Origin of the sequence: Actinomadura gamaensis (assembly GCF_042652125.1) — a bacterium.
GTDB classification, from domain to species: Bacteria; Actinomycetota; Actinomycetes; order Streptosporangiales; family Streptosporangiaceae; genus Spirillospora; species Spirillospora gamaensis.
On sequence record NZ_JBHSIT010000003.1, the window covers coordinates 343,053 to 362,065 of the forward strand.

15 protein-coding genes are annotated in these 19,013 nt (G+C 74.7%); 13 read left to right on the forward strand and 2 right to left on the reverse strand.

All coding sequences use genetic code 11. The features are described from left to right. Positions 1 to 27: 27 nt before the first annotated feature. The 13 genes from uvrB (at position 28) to ACFPCY_RS12035 (ending at position 15,779) form a co-directional block, all read left to right on the forward strand. Positions 28 to 2,142 carry an excinuclease ABC subunit UvrB gene (uvrB, locus tag ACFPCY_RS11975; protein ID WP_378254316.1) on the forward strand — a complete coding sequence of 705 codons (2,115 nt, stop codon included), beginning with the start codon at positions 28 to 30 and terminating at the stop codon, positions 2,140 to 2,142. Positions 2,143 to 2,631: 489 nt separating this feature from the next. Next, on the forward strand, positions 2,632 to 3,816 hold the full coding sequence (locus tag ACFPCY_RS11980) for an ADP-ribosylglycohydrolase family protein (RefSeq protein WP_378254318.1): 1,185 nt from the start codon (positions 2,632 to 2,634) through the stop codon (positions 3,814 to 3,816). A gap of 417 nt (positions 3,817 to 4,233) precedes the next feature. Next, positions 4,234 to 4,743: a GNAT family N-acetyltransferase gene (locus ACFPCY_RS11985; protein ID WP_378254320.1), complete on the forward strand. Its 510-nt coding sequence runs from the start codon at positions 4,234 to 4,236 to the stop codon at positions 4,741 to 4,743. A 301-nt stretch (positions 4,744 to 5,044) separates the two neighbouring features. Next, on the forward strand, positions 5,045 to 6,055 hold the full coding sequence (locus tag ACFPCY_RS11990; protein ID WP_378254322.1) for a Gfo/Idh/MocA family protein: 1,011 nt from the start codon (positions 5,045 to 5,047) through the stop codon (positions 6,053 to 6,055). Beyond that, positions 6,052 to 7,035 (forward strand): inorganic phosphate transporter, encoded by a 984-nt coding sequence (locus tag ACFPCY_RS11995; protein ID WP_378254324.1) that lies wholly within the window; start codon positions 6,052 to 6,054, stop codon positions 7,033 to 7,035. Before ACFPCY_RS11990 ends, ACFPCY_RS11995 begins: the two co-directional genes overlap by 4 nt. After that, the gene (locus tag ACFPCY_RS12000) at positions 7,032 to 7,715 is read left to right on the forward strand and encodes a DUF47 domain-containing protein (protein ID WP_378254326.1); all 684 of its coding nucleotides are present in this window, start codon (positions 7,032 to 7,034) and stop codon (positions 7,713 to 7,715) included. The genes ACFPCY_RS11995 and ACFPCY_RS12000 overlap by 4 nt, the downstream gene beginning before the upstream one ends. 152 nt (positions 7,716 to 7,867) lie before the next feature. Next, positions 7,868 to 9,064, forward strand: coding sequence for an ABC transporter substrate-binding protein (locus tag ACFPCY_RS12005; protein WP_378254327.1), 1,197 nt, complete (start codon positions 7,868 to 7,870; stop codon positions 9,062 to 9,064). Positions 9,065 to 9,088: 24 nt separating this feature from the next. Beyond that, entirely contained in the window at positions 9,089 to 10,912 is a 1,824-nt protein-coding gene (locus tag ACFPCY_RS12010) for an ABC transporter permease (RefSeq protein WP_378254329.1), read from the forward strand. Positions 10,913 to 10,914: 2 nt separating this feature from the next. Continuing rightward, the gene (locus tag ACFPCY_RS12015; protein ID WP_378254332.1) at positions 10,915 to 12,045 is read left to right on the forward strand and encodes an ABC transporter ATP-binding protein; all 1,131 of its coding nucleotides are present in this window, start codon (positions 10,915 to 10,917) and stop codon (positions 12,043 to 12,045) included. Further along, the gene (locus ACFPCY_RS12020) at positions 12,042 to 13,136 is read left to right on the forward strand and encodes an HAD family hydrolase (protein WP_378254334.1); all 1,095 of its coding nucleotides are present in this window, start codon (positions 12,042 to 12,044) and stop codon (positions 13,134 to 13,136) included. Before ACFPCY_RS12015 ends, ACFPCY_RS12020 begins: the two co-directional genes overlap by 4 nt. Continuing rightward, the gene (locus ACFPCY_RS12025) at positions 13,133 to 14,248 is read left to right on the forward strand and encodes an inositol monophosphatase family protein (protein ID WP_378254336.1); all 1,116 of its coding nucleotides are present in this window, start codon (positions 13,133 to 13,135) and stop codon (positions 14,246 to 14,248) included. Before ACFPCY_RS12020 ends, ACFPCY_RS12025 begins: the two co-directional genes overlap by 4 nt. Further along, a complete protein-coding gene (locus ACFPCY_RS12030; protein WP_378254338.1) occupies positions 14,245 to 15,057 on the forward strand; it encodes a Cof-type HAD-IIB family hydrolase in 813 nt (270 codons plus the stop codon). The genes ACFPCY_RS12025 and ACFPCY_RS12030 overlap by 4 nt, the downstream gene beginning before the upstream one ends. Further along, a complete protein-coding gene (locus ACFPCY_RS12035) occupies positions 15,054 to 15,779 on the forward strand; it encodes an MBL fold metallo-hydrolase (RefSeq protein WP_378254340.1) in 726 nt (241 codons plus the stop codon). The genes ACFPCY_RS12030 and ACFPCY_RS12035 overlap by 4 nt, the downstream gene beginning before the upstream one ends. Positions 15,780 to 15,953: 174 nt before the next feature. Here ACFPCY_RS12035 and ACFPCY_RS12040 read toward each other — a convergent pair whose 3' ends face one another. Further along, the gene (locus ACFPCY_RS12040) at positions 15,954 to 16,952 is read right to left on the reverse strand and encodes a LacI family DNA-binding transcriptional regulator (RefSeq protein ID WP_378254342.1); all 999 of its coding nucleotides are present in this window, start codon (positions 16,950 to 16,952) and stop codon (positions 15,954 to 15,956) included. A gap of 442 nt (positions 16,953 to 17,394) precedes the next feature. Further along, positions 17,395 to 18,729 carry a phytase gene (locus ACFPCY_RS12045; protein WP_378254344.1) on the reverse strand — a complete coding sequence of 445 codons (1,335 nt, stop codon included), beginning with the start codon at positions 18,727 to 18,729 and terminating at the stop codon, positions 17,395 to 17,397. Between the last annotated feature and the right edge of the window lie 284 nt (positions 18,730 to 19,013).

Sequence of the window (19,013 nt, forward strand, 5' to 3'; positions counted from 1 at the left end):
AGGTAGATCATCAGGGGAGAAGGCCACATGCGACCGGTCACCGACCTGCAGCGCAAAGTCGCGCCGTTCGAGGTCGTCAGCGACATGACGCCGTCCGGCGACCAGCCGCAGGCCATCGCCGAGCTCACCGAGCGCGTCCGGCGCGGCGACAAGGACACCGTCCTGCTCGGCGCCACCGGCACCGGCAAGACCGCCACGGTCGCCTGGCTGGTGGAGAAGCTCCAGCGGCCCGTGCTCGTCATGCAGCCGAACAAGACGCTCGCCGCCCAGTTCGCCAACGAGCTGCGCGAGATGATGCCCAACAACGCGGTCGAGTACTTCGTCTCGTACTACGACTACTACCAGCCCGAGGCGTACATCCCGCAGACCGACACCTACATCGAGAAGGACTCCTCGATCAACGACGAGGTCGACCGGCTGCGGCACTCGGCGACCAACTCGCTGCTGACCCGCCGCGACACCATCGTCGTCGCGTCGGTGTCCTGCATCTACGGCCTCGGCACCCCGCAGGAGTACGTCGACCGGATGGCCCGGCTCCGGGTCGGCCAGCAGATCGAGCGCGACGACCTGCTCCGCCGCCTGGTCGAGATGCAGTACAGCCGCAACGACCTGTCCTTCACCCGCGGCACCTTCCGCGTCCGCGGCGACACGATCGAGATCATCCCGCAGTACGAGGAGCTCGCCGTCCGGATCGAGATGTTCGGCGACGAGATCGAGAAGCTCGCCACCCTGCACCCGCTCACCGGCGAGGTCCTCACCGAGGACGACGAGGTCTACGTCTTCCCCGCCTCGCACTACGTCGCCGGGCCCGAGCGCATGGAGCGGGCCATCCGCGACATCGAGGCCGAGCTGGAGGTCACCCTCGCCGACATGGAGCGGCAGGGCAAGCTGCTGGAGGCGCAGCGGCTGCGGATGCGCACCACCTACGACATCGAGATGATGCGCCAGGTCGGCACCTGCTCGGGCATCGAGAACTACTCGCGGCACATCGACGGCCGCGAGGCGGGCACCGCCCCCAACACCCTCCTCGACTTCTTCCCCGAGGACTTCCTGCTCGTCATCGACGAGTCGCACCAGACCGTCCCGCAGATCGGCGCGATGTACGAGGGCGACGCGTCCCGCAAGCGGATGCTGGTCGAGCACGGCTTCCGGCTGCCGTCCGCGATGGACAACCGCCCGCTGAAGTGGGAGGAGTTCCTGGAGCGCATCGGCCAGACCGTCTACCTGTCGGCGACGCCCGGCCCCTACGAGCTGGGCCGCGCCAAGGGCGACGTGGTCGAGCAGGTCATCCGGCCGACCGGGCTGGTCGACCCCGAGGTGATCGTCAAGCCCACCAAGGGCCAGATCGACGACCTGGTGCACGAGATCCGGCTGCGCACCGAGAAGGACGAGCGCGTCCTGGTCACCACCCTCACCAAGAAGATGGCCGAGGACCTCACCGACTACCTGCTCGAACTCGGCGTCCAGGTCCGCTACCTGCACAGCGAGGTCGACACGCTGCGCCGCATCGAGCTGCTGCGCGAGCTGCGCGCCGGCGAGTACGACGTGCTGGTCGGCATCAACCTGCTCCGCGAGGGCCTCGACCTGCCCGAGGTGTCCCTGGTGGCGATCCTCGACGCGGACAAGGAGGGCTTCCTGCGCTCCGAGACGTCCCTGATCCAGACCATCGGCCGCGCCGCCCGCAACGTGTCCGGCCAGGTGCACATGTACGCCGACACGGTCACGCCGTCCATGCAGCGGGCCATCGAGGAGACCAACCGCCGCCGCGCCAAGCAGGAGGCCTACAACGCCGAGCACGGCATCGAGCCGACGGCGCTGCGCAAGAAGATCGCCGACATCCTCGACTCGCTCGCCCGCGAGGACGCCGACACCGAGACCCTGATCGGCGGCGCGGGACGCCAGCAGTCCCGCGGCAAGGCGCCCGTGCCCGGCCTGGCGTCCCGCCGCGAGGCGGGCCGGCACGCGGCCGACCTGGTCGGCGAGCGCCCGCGCGCCGAGCTGGAGTCCCTCATCGAGCAGATGACCGTGCAGATGCACCAGGCCGCCACCGACCTCCAGTTCGAGCTCGCCGCCCGCCTCCGCGACGAGATCAAGGAGCTCAAGCGCGAGCTGCGCGAGATGAAGGAGGCCGGCGTCCAGTAGAGCCCCGGGTCGAGTAAGACGCCGCAAGCCGAGAGCCCGCCCCACAGGAGCCCGCCCCACGGGAGCCCGCCACCGGGGGCCGCTGCGCGGGAGCCCGCCACCGGGAGGCCGCCGCACGGGAGCCCGCCACCGGGGGGCCGCTGCGCGGGAGGCCGTCACATGGGATCCGTGCGGGAGGTCGCCGCGCGAGAGGCCGGCCGCGTGGGAGGCCGCCGCACGGGAGCCCGCCCCACGGGAGCCCGCCACCGGGGGGCCGTTGCGCGGGAGGCTGCCACACGGGATCCGTGCGGGAGGTCGCCGCGCGGGAGGCCGGCCGCGTGGGAGGCCGCCGTGCGGAATCCGGGTGGGAAGCCGTCCCGTGGGAGGCTTCTGCGCGGGGGGCTTCCGCGCGGGAGGCCGGTGCGCGGGATACGTGCGGCGGGAGGGCGTTCTGGGGGAGGCCGGAGTCCGGTCGGCGGTTGGCGTGGGGTGGCCGGTAACTTGTGAGGCATGTCGTTCTCGCCGCCGCCCGCCGGGATGCCGTCCAGCTCGTACCCGCCGGAGGACCGGGTGCTCGGATGCCTGGTCGGCGGGGCGGTCGGGACGGCCCTGGGCATGCCCGTCGAGGGCGTGTCGCTGGAGGAGATCCGGCGCCGCCACGGACCCACCGGGCTCACCGACTACGTGGACGGGCGCGCTCCGGCCGGGGCGATCGCCGGGGACGCGCAGCTGATGCTGCTCACCGCGCAGGCGCTCGTGCAGTCGTCCGTGCGGGCCCGGTCCCGGGGCATCGGCGGCGCGACGCTCGGGCTGCTCCAGGTGGCGTACCTGTCCTGGTTGCGGGGGCAGGGGGAGACCATCCCGGACCAGGGGTGGCCGGGCGGCGGCTGGCTGCTCTCCGATCCCGCGATGACCGCGCGGCGCAGCCCCGGCCGGACGCTGCTCGCGGCGCTGCACAAGGCCGCCGAGCGCCGCAAGCCGGGCTGGCCGCTCGGCACCGTGGACGAGCCGATCAACGACTCCAAGGGGTGCGGCGGCGTCACCCGGACCGCGCCCTGCGGCTTCGGGACCCCCACGGCGCAGGCCGCGTTCGCGCTGGGCCGCGACGCGGCGGCCCTCACGCACGGTCACCCCAGCGGCCACCTGCCCGGCGGCGTCCTCGCCGCGACGGTGTGGGGGCTGCTGCGCGGGCAGCCGCTTCCGGACGCGCTGGCCGTCGCGCGCGGTGAGCTGGCGGGCCAGCGGGGGCACGAGGAGACCGCGCGGGCGCTCGACGCGGCGACGGCCCTGGCCGGGCAGGGCGAGCCGACGCCGGAGAAGGTCGAGTCGCTCGGCGCCGGCTGGACGGGCGAGGAGGCGCTCGCGATCGGCGTGTACGCGGCGCTCGCCGCCGAGCGCTGGGCCCGCACGGACGGCCCCGGCGGCCGGGCCGCGCTCGGCGGCCTCGGCCTGCTGGTCGCGGTCAACCACTCAGGCGACAGCGACTCCACGGCCCTGATCTGCGGGAACCTGCTCGGCGCCGCGCACGGCGCCGAGGCGTTCCCGCGTCCGTGGCGGGACCGCCTGGAGGTCGCGGACGCCGTCGCCCGCCTCGCCGCCGACTGCGCCCTGGAGTTCGGCCCCAACCCGCCCGCCGAACCCGGCACCGGCGGCGCCCCGCCCCTTCCCTGGGCGTTCCGCTACCCCGAGGGCTGACCGCACCCCGCCGTCCGGCCGGACTCGCCGTCCCGCCGTGGCCCGCGGTCCGACCGGACCCGTTGTTTGCTGCGGCCCGCAGTCCGGCCGGGCCTGTTGTCCCGTCGTGGCCCGCGGTCCGGTCGGACCAGCCGTTCCGCCGTGGCCCGCCGTCCGCCTGGACTCGTTGTCCCATCGTGGCCCGCGGTCTGGGCGGACTCGTTGTCCGCTGCCGCCCGCCGTCGGGGCGCGGCCCGCCGTCGGGGCGCGGCCCGTTGTCCGGGCGCGGCCTGTTGTCCTGTCGCGGGCCGTCGTTCGGGCGCGGCTCGTTCGCCCGAGGGGGCGCGGTGGTCGGCGGGGCGCGGGGACGGCGGGGTGGTGCGGGCCGGGGACGGCGTGGAGTGGAGGGGCGGGACGGGCGGGCCTACGATCGGGGACGTGAGCACCGATCCGTACGAGATCCGCCCGGCCTCGCCGGGCGACCTGGACCTGCTGCCCCCCATCGAGAACTCCGCCGACCGGATGTTCGGCGCGGTCGGGATCGTGTTCCCGCCGGGCCCGACCGTGGTCGAGCAGATGATCGGCCGGGACGCGGAGATCCTGGTGGCGGGGGACCCGCCCGCCGGGTACGCGGCGCTCTCGCCGCTGGACGGCGCGACCCACCTCGACCAGATCTCGGTGCACGCCGACCTCGCCGGGCAGGGCATCGGCACCCGCCTCCTGCGGGCCGTCCTGGACCACGCGGCGGCGGCCGGGTCGCCCGGCGTCAGCCTGCTCACCTTCCGCGACGTCGCCTGGAACGCCCCCTGGTACGCCCGGCACGGCTTCGCCGAGCTGCCCGAGGACCGCTGGACGCCGGGCCTGCGCAGGCACTGGAACGCCGAGGTCGCCGCGGGCCTGCACGCCCTCGGCCCGCGCGTGGTCATGTGGGCCGCCGTCACCGCCTGATCCCGCCCCCGAGACCGCGGGGCCTCCCGACTCCCGAGCGCCGCTCGTGTCCGATGCCGGACGCGGACGGCGCTCCTTTCGCATGCCCGGCCGCCGAGGAACCCGGAGCTTCGGCCCGCCGGGCGCGGGGCGTCAGGTGAAGATGACTTCAGGTAAGTACGTCAGTATGTAAGAACAAAGTATTGACGTGACCGCGGAGGCCTACTACAAATGTGCTCCAAGCCACAGGGGTGTCGCATCGGTGAACACTACGTGAACCGGTCGTTAACCCGAGGTGGACGACGGGCCACAGGAGGACACGATGCGGGTCGGGCTACTGGGTGCGGGACGGATCGGCGCGTGGCACGCGCGGCTGCTGGCGCGGCATCCGCTCGTGGACGAGCTGCTGGTGGCGGACGCCGACCGCCGCCGCGCGGACGCGCTGGCGGGCCCGCTGGGAGCCCGTCCCGCCGATCCGGAGGAGGTGTTCGCCGGACGGCCCGACGCGGTCGTCATCGCCACCCCGACCGCCACCCACGCCGAGCTGCTCGTGCGCGCGTGCGAGGCCGGGATCCCGGCCTTCTGCGAGAAGCCGGTCGCCGAGAGCCTGGCGGCGACCCTCGGCGTCCGGGACCGGGTCGCCGCGACCGGCGTGCCCGTCCAGATCGGGTTCCAGCGCCGGTTCGACCCCGGCTACGCCGCCGCGCGCGCCGCGCTCCGGGACGGGCGGCTCGGCGTCCTGCACCGGATCCACATGGTCACCGCCGACCCCGCGCCCCCGCCCGCCGAGTACGTGGCGGTCTCGGGCGGGATCTTCCGCGACTGCCAGATCCACGACTTCGACGTGCTGCGCTGGGTCACCGGCCAGGAGGTCGAGTCGGTCACGGCGGTCGGCGCGAACCGGGGCGCGGCGTACTTCGGCGAGGCGGACGACGTGGACGCCAGCGCCGTCCTGCTCGTCCTCTCCGACGGGACGGTCGCCACCGCGCACGGCGGGCGCTACAACGCGGCGGGCTACGACGTGCGGATGGAGCTGGCGGGCACCGCCGGGACCTGGGTCGTCGGGCTGGACGAGCGGGCGCCGCTGCGCTCGGCCGAGCCGGGCGTCGACTGGCCGTCCGGGGACCCGTGGGGCGACTTCCACGAGCGGTTCGAGCCCGCCTACGCGAACGAAATTGGAACGTTCCTAGACGTGGCCCGGGGGCACGCGCCGAGCCCCTGCACGGTGGACGACGCGCTCGCCGCCCTGCTGATCGCCGAGGCCGCCACGCTGTCCCGGCGCGAGGGACGCACCGTCCGGCCCGCCGAGTTCGCCCCGGCGGAGGCGCGATGACCTGGGCCATCGCCTTCGGCGTCGTGGCGCTCGGGTTCGTCTACGTCAGCGGCGTCAACGACGGCGCCACGCTGCTCGGGCTCGGCGGCCGGTACCCGCGCTCCTCGCGGCTCGCACTCGCCGCGCTGGTGGTCCTGCCGCTCGTGCTCGTCCCCGAGGCGATCGGGCTGACGGTCGCGCGCACCTTCACCGAGCGCCTCGCCGACCTCGGCGACCCGCGCGGCGCGGAGGCGTTCCTGTGCGGGGTGACGATCGCGCTCGCCGTGGTCGTCGGGCTGTCCCGGCGCGGCCTGCCGACCAGCCTGACGCTGGCGGTGGTCGGCGGCATCGGCGGGGCGGGACTCGGCGCCGGGCTGCCGGTGTCCTGGTCCGGGCTCGTCCGCGTGCTGGCGATCGGCGCCGCCGCGCCGCTGGCCGGGCTCGCGCTCGGCTACCTGCTCGGGGTCGGCGCGCGCCGGGTGCCGGGGTTCGGCGGGATGCCGCGCGCGGTCCGGACCGTCCACGTGCTGGCGTACGGCGCGCAGTGCGCCGCCTACGCCGCCAACGACGGCCAGAAGATGTACGCGGTCGTCAGCGTGGCCCGCGACGTCGCGGTGGCGCGGCGGCTCGGCGCCGTCGGCCCGGTGCAGGTGTCGCCGCTGGTGCTCGTCGCGGTCGCGGCGGTGTTCTGCGCCGGGGCGCTCAGCGCCGTGCACCGGGTCGGGGAGCGGCTCGGCCGCGGGCTCGTCCTCGCCCGTCCGCTGCACGTGGTGTCCACCGAGGCCGCCGCCGCGGCGGCCGTCACCGCCAGCTCGTTCGCCGGGGCCCCGGTCAGCATGACCCAGTCGGTGGCGGCCGGGGTCGTCGGCGTCGCGGCCAGCGAGGGCCCGACCCGGGTGCGCTGGCCGAACGTCGCCCGCATCGGCGCGGCGTGGGTGTTCACCCTCCCGCTCGCGCTCGCCGCCGGCGCCTTCGCCGGATTGGCGGTGCGGGCCCTGTGAACGCCACCGCCCCCCGCGCGGGCGCGCGCCGGCTGAGCGCCGGGCGCCGCCTCCGGCTGGTCTGGGACGACCTGCGCGGACGGTCCGCCGAACGCGTCCTCGGGCAGGTCGCCCGGCAGGTCGGGACGGTCCGGCGCGGCGCGGACCTGGCCGCCGAGATGGCCGCCGGACGCGTCCCGCCCGGCGAGGCCCGCGCCCGCATGACCGAGCTGGAGCACGCGGGCGACGCCGAACGCGCCGCGCTCGCCGCGATGCTCCGCGGGGCCCTGGCCACCCCGATCGACCGGGAGGACCTGTACCGGCTGTCCCGGTCGGTGGACGACGTCCTGGACAACCTCCGCGACTTCGTCCGCGAGGCCGACCTCTACGGGCCGAGCTCGCTCGGCTTCGCGGTCCCGCCGCTCGCGGCGGTGCACGACGGGCTGACCGCCCTCGACGCCGCCGTGGGCAAGGTCCTCGCCGAGCCCGCGGCGGTCACCGTCGCCGCGCTCGGCGCCCGCAAGGCCGGCAACCGGGTCCGGCAGACCCGGCAGGCGGCCCTCGCCGACGCGTTCGCCGGACCGCTGGACGTCGAGCTGCTGCGCCGCCGGGAGCTGCTGGAGCGGCTCGACGCGGTCGGGCGGCGGCTCGGCGAGGCGGCCGACGCGCTGTCCGACGCGATGCTCAAGCGCAGCCACTGACCGCACCCCTCACACCGCAGCCCTCACACCGCACCCCTCACACCGCACCTTTCACACCGCCCTCTTCACTCCGCACCACGCACCTTTCACCCCCACCCCCAGCGCCGCCGGTCCGGGGTACCGGCGGCGCGTCCCCCAAGGAGAGTTCGACCATGACCGGATCCGCCCCCGGACGGCGGCGCGCCCGCGCCGCCTGCGCCGGCCTGCTCGCCCTGGCCGCGTCCGCGCTCACCGCGTGCGCCCCGTCCACCGGCGGCGAGGCGGGCGGCGGCGCGAGCCCGCTGCCGTCGGCCACCGTCGAGGACGCCGCGACCTTCAAGCTCGACGCCCTGATCGCCGCCGCGAAGAAGGAGGGCTCCGTCCTCGCCTACGACGGCAGCGGCGACGTCAAGGACGTGGCCGCGGCGTTCGCCAAGAAGTACGGGATCAAGGCCGAGGGCGTGAAGTCGAAGGCGGCCGCGACCGCCGAGAAGATGACGCGCGAGTCCCAGGCCAAGAACGTCACCATCGACGTCAACCTGTTCGAGGACGGCCCGATGCTGGTCGGGCAGCTCCTGCCGCAGCGGATCGTCCAGACGTGGATCCCGCCGGACCTGGCGTCGAACATCGACGAGGGCGACCGGAACCCGCTGATGATGCTGATGAAGGCGTACGTCTTCGTCTACAACCCCAAGCTCAGCCCGAACGGCTGCCCGGTGAAGAACCTCTGGGAGCTGACCGAGCCCGCGTGGAAGGGCAAGGTGCTGCTCCAGGACCCCCTCGGCAAGGAGGTCTTCACCCAGTGGTACACCCAGCTCGCCGACCACGGGACCGACAAGCTCAACGCCGCCTACGAGGCGCTCGGCAAGGGCAAGCTCCAGCTCTCCGAGAAGGACCCGGCGCACGAGTGGGTGAAGCGGTTCGCGAAGAACTCGCCCGTCCTCACCACCGAGGACGAGGACGTCGCGACCGGCGTGTCCGCCCCCAACCAGACCAAGCAGACCCTCGGCCTGATGTCCATCGCGAAGTTCCGCGACGTGGAGCAGAAGGGCTTCCAGATGAAGGTCTGCGAGGGCCTGACGCCGTGGGTCGGGTTCTCCTACCCCAAGTACGCCACGATCGCGACCGGCTCCAAGCACCCGAACGCGGCCAAGCTGTTCGTCCACTTCGTCCTGGAGAAGGAGGGCTTCGCGCTGGAGTCCGGCAGCGGCGGCGTGTCCGGCAACAAGGCGGTCGGGAAGAGCCCGAACAACCCGCCCGGCCTCGGTGACTGGGACAACCAGCTGTTCCGGTTCGTGCCGCAGACCATGACCGAGGACTTCCGCGAACGCCAGGACATCAAGGACTTCTGGCGCGTCAACCACCGCTGACCCCACCCCACCGGAGGAATCGTCATGGCGGTCGCCGCCCCCGCGCGCCCGGCGTCACGCGGAAGACGCGTGCTCTACCGCGCCCGCGTGCTCCTGCGCGAGCCCACCGTGCTGCTCGGCGTGGTGCTGTGCCTCGCGCTGCTCTACCTCGTCATCGCGCCGCTCGTCTCGGTCTTCTCGGACGCGGGCCGCGTCCAGTACGGGGACGAGGCGCGCTCCGGCCAGCACACCGGGGACTGGACGAGCTACTACCTGTGGCGGGTGTTCCGCTCGCCCGTCAGCCGGCTGCTGTTCTGGGAACCGCTGCTGCACACGCTCGTCGTCTCGGCCGGCGTCATCGTGTTCGCCCTGGTCGTCGGCGGGTCGATGGCCTGGCTGGTCACCCGGACCAACGTGCCCGGCCGCAAGTTCCTGGCCGCCGCGCTGGTGGTGCCGTACATGCTGCCGTCCTGGACGTTCGCGCTGGCCTGGCTGACGCTGTTCAAGAACGAGCGGTCCGGCGGCCAGGTCGGCTACCTCCAGGGCGCCGGGATCTCCACGCCCGACTGGCTCGCCTACGGCCCGCTGCCGATCATCGTGACGCTCGGGCTGCACTACTACCCGTTCGTCCTGCTGCTGTTCGGCAACGCGCTGCGCCGCATCGACGCGCAGCTGGAGGACTCGGCGCGCATCCTCGGCGCGGGCGGACGGACCGTCCTGCGCCGCATCACGCTGCCGCTGATGCTGCCCGCCCTGTCGTCGGCGGTGCTGCTCGTGCTCGGCCGCGTCCTCGGCACCTTCGGCACGCCCTACATCCTCGGCCTGCCGAGCGACTACAACGTGCTGTCCACCAGCCTCTACCACGCCATCCGGGACCGCAGCACCGGCGTGGCGTCGGTACTCGCGGGCGTGATCGTCCTGGTCGGCGTGCTGGTCGTGGTCGTGGACACCCGGCTCGTCCGCGAGCAGCGCCGGTTCGTGACGGTCGGCGGCAAGGGCGCGATGGACCGGCGCTCGGACCTGCGCCGCTGGCGCTGGCCCGCCTTCGCCGTCGGGATGGCGGTCTTCCTGGTCAGCGTCGCCGCGCCGGTGCTGACGCTGCTGCTGTCCACCGTCACCAAGACGCCCGGGGTGTTCCGCGCCGACAACTTCACCCTGACGTTCTGGATCGGCGAGAGCATCCCGGGCGCGGTCGGCTTCCCGCACGGTGTACTGCGCGGCTCCGACCTGTACGACGCGGCCTGGAACAGCGTGCGCATCGTCGGTATCGCCGCGCTGATCTGCGGGTTCGTCGGCCTGCTCATCGGCTACGTGGTGGTCCGCGGGGACGGCAGCCGGGTGTCGGGGTTCCTGCGGCAGGTGTCGTTCCTGCCGTACCTCGTGCCGGGCATCGCGTTCGCCGCCGCCTGCCTGTCGCTGTTCGCCGTGCGGCGCGGGCCGATCCCCGCCCTCTACGGGACGGTCACGCTGCTCGTCCTCGTGCTTGTCGTCACGCACCTGCCGTACTCGTCCCGGTCCGGGATCGCCGCGATGATGCAGCTCGGCCGCGAACCCGAGGAGGCCGCGCAGGTCGCCGGGGCGCGCTGGCCGGTCCGGATGTTCCGGATCATCGTGCCGATCCAGAAGGGCGCCCTCGTCACCGGCGTCGTGCTGCCGCTGGTGTCGGGGCTGAAGGAGCTCAGCATCGTGATCATGCTGACGACCTCCGGCACCCAGCTGCTCACCACCCTGTCGATCGGCCTGGTCGACTACGGCTACACCCAGCTCGCCAACGCGGTCGTGCTGGTCATCGCCCTGCTCTCGTTCACCCTGACCTACCTGGCCCAGCGGCTCACCCGGAGCAGCCTGGCCTCGGGCATCGGAGGTTGACCATGTCGGCCATCACCCTCAGCGGAGTGGTCAAGCAGTACCCCGGCGGCCACGTCGCGGTGCGGAACCTCGACCTGACCATCCCGGACGGGTCGTTCACCTGCCTGCTCGGCCCGTCCGGCTGCGGCAAGACCACCACCCTGCGCATGATCGCCGGGCTGGAGCAGCCGACCGCGGGCGAGATCCGCGTCGGCGACCGCGTCCTGGACGCCGTGGAGCGCGGCGTCTACGTCCCGCCCGAGAAGCGCGGCATGGGCCTGGTGTTCCAGAACTACGCGCTCTGGCCGCACCTGACCGTCCTGCGGAACGTCGAGTTCGGGCTGCGGATGCGCAAGGTCCCCGCCGCGCAGCGGCGCGAGCGGGCCATGGAGGCGCTGCGGAAGGTCCGCGTCGCCGAGTGCGCCGACCGCTACCCCTCGCAGCTGTCGGGCGGGCAGCAGCAGCGCGTCGCCCTCGCGCGGATGCTCGCCGTGGACCCCGCCGTCCTGCTGCTGGACGAGCCGCTGTCCAACCTGGACGCGCGGCTGCGCCTGGAGATGCGCACCGAGCTCAAGCGCATCCACGACGAGACCGGCGCGACCGTCGTGTTCGTCACCCACGACCAGATGGAGGCCATGACGATGGCGACGCACGTCGCGGTCATGAACGAGGGCGAGCTGCAGCAGGTCGCGCCGCCCGTCGAGATGTACGAGCGGCCCGGCAACCGGTTCGTCGCCGAGTTCGTGGGCAGCCCGCCGATGAACGTCGTCGGCGTCGCCGAACCGCTCGGCGGCCTCGCCGGATCGCTGCTGCGGTACGTCGAGAAGCGCGCCGGGCTCGCCGCGCCGGGCTGCGTCGGCGTCCGTCCCGAGGCGCTGCGCCTCGCCGCCGGACCGGACGCGCCGCCGCCGGACGCCTGGGCGCACGAGGTCGCCGTCGAGACCGTCCTGCCCGCCGGGGCTAGCTGGACCGTCCAGCTCCGCGCGGACGACACCGAGCTGTTCGCCGTCACGCACGAGGACCCGGGCGTCGCGCCCGGCGACACCGTCCGCTGCTGGGCGCGGCCCGACCGCCTGCACGTCTTCGCCGCGGACGGCACCCGCCTGACCGCCTGGGACGACGCGTCCGCGCCGGTGGGGAAGGCGGCCCAGTGACCGACCCGACCCCCGACACCTCCCACCCGCACACCCCGCCCCGCGCGCAGACACCGTCCGGCGAGCTGACGCCGTCCGGCGAGTTGACGCCGTCCGGTGAGTTGACGCCGTCCGGTGAGTTGACGCCGTCCGGTGAGTTGACGCCGTCCGGTGAGTTGACGCCGTCCGGTGAGTTGACGCCGTCCGGTGAGTTGACGCCGTCCGGTGAGCTGACGCCGTCCGGCGCGCTGAAGTCGTCCGGCGGGCTGAAGTCGTCCGGCGAGCTGACGCTGTCCCGCGAGTTGACGCCGTCCGGCGGGCTGAGGTCGTCCCGTGCGCTGACGCGGCCGGACGCGATTTTGCTCGACTTCGGCGGGGTGCTCGTGGAGACCCGCACCCGTCCGGGCTGGACGGCCGTGCTCGCCAAGGAGGTGCACGCCCTGCTCGCCCGCGGCGGCTGCACCGCCCTGGACGTCGCCGACGTCGAGGCCGACATCAAGGCGGGCGCGGCCGGGGACAAGAGCTGGAAGAACGCCATGTCCCGCCCGTTCGCGCCCGTCGAGATGACGCACGTCCAGTTCTGGCGGGACTACGTGGCCGCCGACTGGCCCGCCGCCGCCCGCCAGCTCGTCGTCGCCCACGCGACGCCGCTGTGCAAGCGGATGGGCGAGGTGCGGCAGGAGCGGACGATCCGCCCCGGCATCCCCGAGCTGCTGGACGCCGCCGCCGAACTGGGCATCCCCTGCGCGGTGGTCAGCAACGCGCTGTCCGGCGCGGTGCACCGCGACTTCACCGCCGCGACCGGCCTCGCCGGGAAGCTGGCCGTGGAGGTCTACAGCGACGAGGTCGGCGTCCGCAAGCCCAACCCCGAGATGATCTGGATCGCCACCCGCGCCCTGGACGTACCGCCCGCCCGCGCCTGGTACGTCGGCGACAACTTCGACCGCGACGTGCTGTGCGGGCACCGCGCCGGGATCGGCGGCAACGTGCTGATGGTCGCCAAGGGCACCTACGACGTCCCGTTCGAGATCCGGCACCGCCCGGACGCCGTGGTCGACGACGGCCACGGCCTGCTCGCCCTGCTCACCGACGCCCCCGAGGGAGACCGATGACCGACCCGGCCACCGCCCGCGAGCTCCAGCGGATCGCCGAGACCGCCGCCTGCGCGCCCGCCGACCGGCTGCGGACCGCGTTCCGCTCCCGGCCCGCCGTGCAGACCAAGCGCGACTTCCACGACCCGGTGACCGAGCACGACCGCGCCGCCGAGGAGACCATCCGCGCGGTCCTGGCCCGCCACGCCCCGAACAGCGTCGTGGTCGGCGAGGAGGGCGGCGAACAGACCGGCGCCGGAGCCGGTGGCCATGGCGCGACCGGTGCCGGAGTCGGCGGTCAGCGCGCCGGCGGCGCGGGAGCGGGCGGCGAGGGCGCGGCCGGCGCGGGAGGCGGCAGTCAGCGCGCGGCCGGCGCGGGAGCCGGCGGTCAGCGCGCGGATGACGCGGCAGCAGTCGGGCAGCGCGCGGGAGGCGGCAGTCAGCGCGCGGCCGGCGCGGGAGCTGGTGGTCAGCGCGCGGTCGGCGCGGGAAGCGGCGGGCAGGGCGCGGACGGGGCGGGAGCCGGCGGCGAAGGGGCGGGCGGCGTGGTTCGCTGGTATGTCGATCCGATCGACGGGACCGCGAACTTCGCCGCCGGGCTGCCGTTCTTCTGCACGTCCGTCGCCGCCGTGGTGGACGGCGAGGTCGTCGCGGGCGCGGTCTACGACCCGGTGCGCGACGACCTGTTCGCCGCCGGCCCGGACGGCGCGACCTGCAACGGCATACCGCTGCGCAGCGCGGGCGCGGCCGAGGACCGCACCGGCGTGCTCGTCACCGGCTTCCCCAACGCGCGCGAGCTGCGGCGCGGCGGCGAGGAGTCGCTGCGCCGGTTCGGACGGCTCGTCGAGGCGTTCGCGACCGTCCGGCGGCCGGGCAGCGCCGCGCTGTCGCTCGCGCACGTCGCGGGCGGCTGGGCCGACGCGGCCTATGGCGTGTCCGTCAACGCGTGGGACGTGGCGGCCGCGCTGCTGCTGGTCCGCCGCGCGGGCGGCGTGTACGTGCCGCTCGGCGGTGAGCCGGACGGCCCCGACTGGGCCGCCCCCGGCTACCTCGCCTGCGTCGGCGGGTTCGACCTGGACGGTTCCGTCCTCACCGAGGTCGCGGGCCTGGCCGCCGCCCGGAGCGGCGCGTGACCGGCCGTCCGGCGGTCCGCTGGATCGTCACCGACCTGGACGGCACGCTCGTCGGCCGCGACCTGCGGATCCCGGCGGCGAACGTCGCCGCGCTGCGCCGGTTCGCGGACGCCGGGGGAGAGGTCGTCATCGCCACCGGCCGCACCGAGGAGTCGGCGCTGCCCTACCACCGCGAGCTGGGCCTCGCCACGCCCGCGATCCTCTACAACGGCGCGCGGGTCGTGGACCTCGCGACCGGCGACGTCCTGTACCGGCGCTGCCTCGCCTCGGCGTCCTGGGCCAAGCTGACGCTGCTGCTGGACGACCTGCCCGAAGGCGTCCACGTGGTCGCGTTCAGCGACGGGCGCGGGCACGTCCGGGACGAGGGCGCGGCGCTCCGCGACTACGCCGGGCGGGACGGGATCGCGCTGGCGCGCGTCGCGTCCTGGGGCGAGCTGCCGTCCGACGGGATCACCAAGGTCATGCTGGTCTGCGCGGACGCGGCGCTGATGGACCCGGCCGAGCGCGCGGTCGCCGCGACCGTGCCGGGCGTCACGCTCGTCCGGTCCGAGGCGACGTACCTGGAGGTGCTGCCCGAGGGCGCGACCAAGGGCGCGGCGCTGCGCGAGCTGGCCGCCGCGCGCGGCGTGCCGCTCGCCGAGATCGCGGCGATCGGCGACAACCCGAACGACATCGACATGATCCGCGTGGCCGGGACGGGCGTGGCCGTCGGCGACGGGCACCCCGACGTCCGGGCCGCCGCCGACCTGGTCGTCGCCGCGTGCGCGGACGGCGCGGTCGCCGATCTCGTCGGACGCCTCCTGCCGTGATCCTCACCGTCGTGGGCTGCTCCGGCACCGTCCCCGGCCCGGACGCCGCGTGCTCCTGCTACCTGCTGGAGCACGCGGGCGTCCGGATCCTGCTCGACCTCGGCACCGGCGCGCTCGGCCCGCTCCAGAGGTTCGCCGACCCGTGCGCCGTGGACGCCGTGGTCCTGAGCCATCCGCACCGCGACCACTGCGCCGACCTCGTGCCGCTGGTCTACCTGCGTGACCGCCGGGGCGTGTCCGGGCCGCTCCCGGTGCTCGCCCCGGCGGGGTCCGCCGAACGGGTCGTAGGTGAAGGACGCCCCTACACCGACGCCCTCAAGTGGCTGGACGCCGGGCCGGAGCCGTTCCGGATCGGGCCCTTCACCGTCCGGACGACCCCGGTTCCCCATTCGGTGCCCGCCGTGGCCGTCCGGGTGTCGGCGGGCGACGCGACCCTCACCTACTCCGGGGACAGCGGCGTGTGCGCGGAACTGGACGATCTCGCCCGCGGCTCCGACGTCCTGCTGTGCGAGGCGGCTGCCGCCGTGGACACGCCCGGCGCGTCGCGCAACCACCTGACCCCGGCGCAGGCGGCGGCGACGGCGACCCGCGCCGGGGCGGGCCAGCTGATCCTCACCCACCTGCGGCCCTGGGCCGACCCGGCCGCCGCGCTCGCCGAAGCCCGCGTCCACAGCGCGCGACCGGTCAGCCTGGCCGTCCCGGGCCTGCGCGTGGCGGTCTAGAACCGCCACGACCCCAGTCGCTGCGCTTTTGATCGCCGCGCCTTCGGTTCTGCGCTTTTGATCGCTGCGCCTTCGGTTCTGCGCTTTTGACCGCCGCGCTTTCAGTCCTGTGCTTTTGATCGCCGCGCTTTCGGTTCTGTGCTTGCGATCGCTGCGGCTTCGGTCGCTGCGGCTTCAGGCGTCCGGCTCGGCAGGCGGAACGGGCGCCGTGCTCCCTCGGTCAGTCAGGAGGGGGTGGACGTTCGCGCGCAGGGGGCGGCGGTCGGGGTCGCCGCCGTCCAGCCGGTCCAGGAGCGCGGCCATCGCCTGGCGGCCGAGCTCGCGCGCGGGGACGGCGACCGTCGTCACGCCGACCGCGTCCGCGGCGGTCGCCTCGCCGTGCACGACGAGCGACACGTCGTCCGGAACCCGCGCTCCGGCCCGCATCAGCGCCGCGAGCACCGCCGCACCGCTGGAGTCGCAGAGCGCGACCACCGCCGTTGGCTTCTCCGCCGCGCCCGCAGGTGATTCGGGGCGCAGCACGGACTGAAGGTCGTCGATGCCGAGCGCCAGGGCATCGATTCCGTGCTTCTGTAGCGCGCTGCGGTAGGCGCGATGCGTCAGCGGCCGGCGCGGACCGGCGTGCACGGTGGCGATGCGGCGGTGCCCCAGCCCGACCAGGTGGGAGACCGCCAGCCGGACGGTCTCGCCGGACGCCGAACGCACCGCGTCGGCCAGGCCCGCCCGCGGAACCGGATCGATGACGACGACCGGGCAGCTCGCGGCGGCCCGGTCGAGGTCGGCGGACGTCAGCCTCGGCCCGGCCAGGACGAGACCGTCCGGACGCAGGTCGAGCAGCTCGTCCAGGGCGGTGCGGGCGGCGGCGGTGTCGCCCCGGCCCGCCGCCAGCAGCAACCGCAGCTCACGGCCCTCCGCCGCGTCCGCGAGACCGTCGTGGACGAGCGCGACCGCCGGATCGGCCAGGTCGCCGGCGAGGACGCCGACGATGCCCGTCCGTCCCGCGGCGAGGCTCCGGGCCATCGCGTTCGGCCGGTACCCGAGGTCGCGCGCCGCGGCCAGCACCGCCGCCCGCCGGGCCGCGCCGACCTTCGGCGAGCCGCGCATGACCAGCGAGACCAGGGCGCGCGACACCCCGGCGCGCGCGGCGACGTCCTCCAGCGTGGGATACGGCATGCGGGCAGCGGCTCCTCGGGGCGGCGGACGGTCCGGTGGCCAGGACGCTACCCGTGCCGGCCCCCGGACCGCGAGAACGTTCGCGCAAGCCCCCGGCCCGACCGCGCGACCCCCGGAGTACGCCGGCCGGGACGCGAAAACCCCGCGCCGGGGCCGTGTACGTCAGTCGCGGGAGTCCCGCGAGGCTCGGTCGTGAGGGGCAGACGAGGGTCCCGCGCGGGGGGAAGTCGCGCGAGGGTCCCGCGGGGGGAGTCATGCCGAGCCCGGAGGCCGGGAGCCCCATTGCGGGACCACCAAGAAGGTAATGGGGGGAGTCGCGCGGCCCCCGCAGGGTGGGAAGGGAGGTTCAGCCGCGCGGGGTGCGACGCGAGGTTCAGCCCCAGGGGCCCCGCGCGGGGGGCTGTGCACGTCGGTTGCTGAGAATCCCGCGCGGGGTAGGGGGTCAGTCGCGGGGGTTCCAGTCGCCGGGGGCGACGTCGAGGTCGAGCGGCTCGGCGACCTCGCGCCAGTCCACGAACTTGAAGTTGGTGTTCGTGCGGACCTGACCGTCCGCGCCGGTCTCGTCGGGCGCGTTAAAGCCGTCCTGGACGACGAGCAGGCCGTGCTTGAAGTCGCCGACGGGGGCGCTCGTGACCATCGCCCCGTCGCACTCCTCCGAGCCGTCCACGCTCGTGCCGGGCGCGATGCGGAACCGGCCGAGGTAGCCGTTGCCGTCCTCGCGGTCGTAGGCGACGAAGGTGTTGTCACCCTGGCTGGAGGCCAGCAGGTAGCCCTCGCCGTCGTCCTTGGCGTAGATCGTCAGGCCCTCGGCGTCGGCGGTGAGGTGCTTGCCGCCGTAGCCGGGGTCGGCGCCGGTGACGTGGCACTCCTCGGTCTGCGGGTCGTAGGCTGACGGCACGCCGTAGCTCTTCACGCGGTCGACGAGCTTCGGCTTGCCGCCGTCCAGGGGGATGCGCCAGATGCCGACGTCCTCCTGCGCCGCGTACAGCACGCCGTGCTCGGCGTCGCCGACCATGCCCTCGACCTGCGGGTCCTCGCCGGGCTCCTCGCACGGCGTCCACGTGCCGCCGTCGGGCAGCGCGAACGAGGACGGCAGGTCCACGTTGCGCACGGGCGCGTAGCCGACCTTGCCGGACGCCGTCGCGACCAGCCGGAACAGCCCGACGCGGGTGGTGTTGCGGCGGCTCACCGCGACGTACGGGACGCCGTCGCCGCCGCGCCACGCCGCCAGGCCGTAGGCGGTCCGCTGGCCGTTGACCTCGGCGGCGGAGGACGAGAAGACCGGCGGCGCGGACGGGTCGGTCACGTCGGTGAGCGGAGCGCGGTGCTCCTTGGCCGCCGCCGGGTCGATCACGTACGTGCGGATGGTGTCGCGGCCCCGGTCGGAGACGACGGCGACGTCCACCTTCTTGCCGCCCAGCTTCCAGCCGTACACGACGTCCACGTTGTTGAACCGGCCGGGGGAGTCGCCGTCCCCGGGCGCGGCGGGGGCGGGCAGCCGCTGGATCTCGTGCCCGGCGGTGTCGTAGACGGCGAGGCCCGCCTTCTTCAGCGTGCCGATGACCAGGTCGCCGCCGCGGTCGGAGGGGTGGTTCCAGATGGCCGGGTCGTCGGCGTTGGCCGAGCCGCCGGCCTTGTCGTCGAAGTTCGGCGGGGTCTCCAGGCGGGCGTGCGCGGTGGCGAGGTCGTCGGCCGCCGCGGCGGGCGCGGCGAACGCCGCCAGGGCCACCGTGACGGCGGCGAGGGCGAGGGGGCGGGCGCTGCGTGCAGAGCGCATGGAACGTTCCTCCGGTCGTCGGGGGTGAGAGGGGAACGCCCGGTACGCTAAGCGTTAGAGCGCTCTAATTCAATAGAGCGCTCCAATTCGTCGCCCACCCGCCCCCCGCCCGTCACCCGGACGTCCGCCGCGCGCCCTGCGGCCCACCACCGGCACGTTCGCCGCGCGTTCGACACTCGGTCGGTCGCTGCCTGCCCGGGACTCGGACGTCCGCCGCGCGCCCTGCGGCCCGCCGCCCAGACGTCCGCCGCGCGCCCCGCGGCGCGCCGCGCAGAGGTCCGCCG